At 71.0% G+C, this 1,981-nt stretch carries 2 protein-coding genes and 1 pseudogene; 2 read left to right on the top strand and 1 reads right to left on the bottom strand.

The window, feature by feature from the left end; genetic code table 11:
* The first annotated feature begins 173 nt into the window (after window positions 1-173).
* Both npdG and C1I97_RS36195 read left to right on the top strand, forming a co-directional pair.
* Window positions 174-878, top strand: coding sequence for an NADPH-dependent F420 reductase (gene npdG, locus C1I97_RS36200; protein WP_111007151.1), 705 nt, complete (start codon window positions 174-176; stop codon window positions 876-878).
* Between the two features lie 98 nt (window positions 879-976).
* Window positions 977-1,162: a hypothetical protein gene (locus C1I97_RS36195; RefSeq protein WP_111007150.1), complete on the top strand. Its 186-nt coding sequence runs from the start codon at window positions 977-979 to the stop codon at window positions 1,160-1,162.
* On the opposite strand, the pseudogene C1I97_RS36190 reads toward C1I97_RS36195, so the two are convergent.
* Window positions 1,152-1,952 (bottom strand): annotated as a pseudogene (locus C1I97_RS36190) (site-2 protease family protein). The gene C1I97_RS36195 and the pseudogene C1I97_RS36190 overlap by 11 nt on opposite strands.
* Between the last annotated feature and the right edge of the window lie 29 nt (window positions 1,953-1,981).

Genomic DNA, 1,981 nt, shown 5'->3' with positions numbered 1-1,981 from the left:
CCGCAGCACCCCCGCGAACCGCCGTGTGGCCCCCAGCCACTCGGTCCCGGCGAGCACTTCGCGCAGCAATGCGACCCGTACGGCATCCATGGGTGCGCATGCTGCCGCAAGCGGACTCCGATGACCGGGACTTCGGCCCGGATTCGCTCGTCCTGGGGACGTAGAGTCGGCGCATGACCACTAACGACAGCGCACACAAGGCCCCCGCCAAGGATCCCTGGGACCTTCCCGACGTCTCCGGGCTGGTCGTCGGCGTGCTCGGCGGGACCGGTCCGCAGGGCAAGGGCCTGGCCTACCGGCTCGCCCGGGCCGGGCAGAAGGTGATCATCGGTTCCCGGGCCGCCGAGCGGGCGCGGGCGGCGGCCGAGGAGATCGGGTACGGCGTCGAGGGCGCCGACAACGCCGAGACCGCCCGCCGCAGCGACATCGTGATCGTGGCCGTGCCCTGGGAGGGGCACGGCAAGACCCTGGAGTCCCTGCGCGGGGAACTGGCCGGCAAGCTCGTCGTGGACTGCGTCAACCCGCTCGGCTTCGACAAGAAGGGCGCCTACGCCCTCAAGCCCGAGGAGGGCAGCGCCGCCGAGCAGGCCGCCGCCCTGCTGCCGGACTCACGGGTGACGGCCGCCTTCCACCACCTGTCCGCGGTGCTGCTGCGGGACCCGGAGATCGAGCGGATCGACACCGACGTCATGGTCCTCGGCGAGGAGCGCGCCGACGTGGAGACGGTCCAGGCGCTGGCCGACCGCATCCCCGGCATGCGGGGCATCTTCGCGGGGCGGCTGCGAGGCGCCCACCAGGTGGAGTCGCTGGTCGCGAACCTGATCTCGGTCAACCGGCGGTACAAGGCGCACGCGGGGCTCCGCATCACGGACGTATGAGCCGATGGGAGACACTGGTTCCGGAAGGGAAGTCCCGGAAGTTCAAAAGTTCCGGTGTCCCCGCAGTCCCCCGTAGTCCCCGACAGGAGCCGACCGCCATGCCCCGCCTCGCCCTCTACGCCCTGATCGTCTGCCTGCTGTCCGTGGCCGCGGCCGTCGTCTCCTTCGTCGAGGGCAGCTGGCTGGGGATCGTGTGGGTGCTGCTGGCGGGTCTGTCGTCCAACATGACCTGGTACTACGCCCGCCGCGGGCGGATGCGGCGGGACCGGTCCGTCACCGGCTGACCGAGCAGATCTCGGGGGTGTCCTCCCAGAAGCGGTAGAGGTTCCAGCCGCAGGCCTGGTCGAGGGCGTCGACGCCGAGGTGGCGCAGCAGCGTGTGGATCACGTCGAAGAACGCGACGTTGAGCGCCGGCACCCACAGCAGCGCGAACACGAAGAGCAGGCCGAACGGCGCGAACGGCTCCACCTGACGCTTGATCCGGTACGACAGCCAGGGCTCGATCACGCCGTAGCCGTCCAGGCCCGGCACCGGCAGGAAGTTCAGGATCGCGGCGGTGACCTGGAGCAGCGCGAGGAAGGCCAGGGCGTACCGGAAGTCGGTGGGCACGCCGTCCAGCGCGTGCAGCCAGAACGGGGCCGTGCACACGGCCGCGAACAGCACGTTCGTCAGCGGCCCCGCCGCCGAGATCAGACTGTGCCGCCAGCGGCCCCGGATACGGCCGCGCTCGATGAACACGGCGCCGCCCGGCAGACCGATCCCGCCCATGATCACGAACAGGACCGGGAGCACGATGCTCAGCAGGGCGTGTGTGTAGGCGAGAGGATTGAGGCTCAGGTAGCCCTTCGCGCCAACGGTGATGTCGCCGCCGTGCAGCGCCGTGCGCGCGTGCGCGTACTCGTGCAGGCACAGCGAGACGATCTAGGCCGCGGTCACGAACAGGAACACCGCCACGCCCGGCTGCTGGGCGTATCCGGTCCAGGTGGCCCAGCCCGTGACCGCGGTGACGGCCAGGATCCCGAGGAACACGGGACTGATCTGCCGGTCGCTGCGGCGGGTGGTGGCGCTGGTCATGGGGGCGGGCTCCTGCGGGGAGTGTCGGG

This window comes from Streptomyces sp. NTH33 (assembly GCF_003236365.1).
GTDB lineage: Bacteria > Actinomycetota > Actinomycetes > Streptomycetales > Streptomycetaceae > Streptomyces.
Note: the sequence above shows the minus strand (reverse complement) of the source record. Positions and strands in the feature narration are given on the sequence as shown.

Coding starts and splice junctions, on each gene's coding strand:
- npdG (WP_111007151.1), top strand. CDS start 174: ATGACCACTAACGACAGCGCACACAAGGCCCCCGCCAAGGATCCCTGG.
- C1I97_RS36195 (WP_111007150.1), top strand. CDS start 977: ATGCCCCGCCTCGCCCTCTACGCCCTGATCGTCTGCCTGCTGTCCGTG.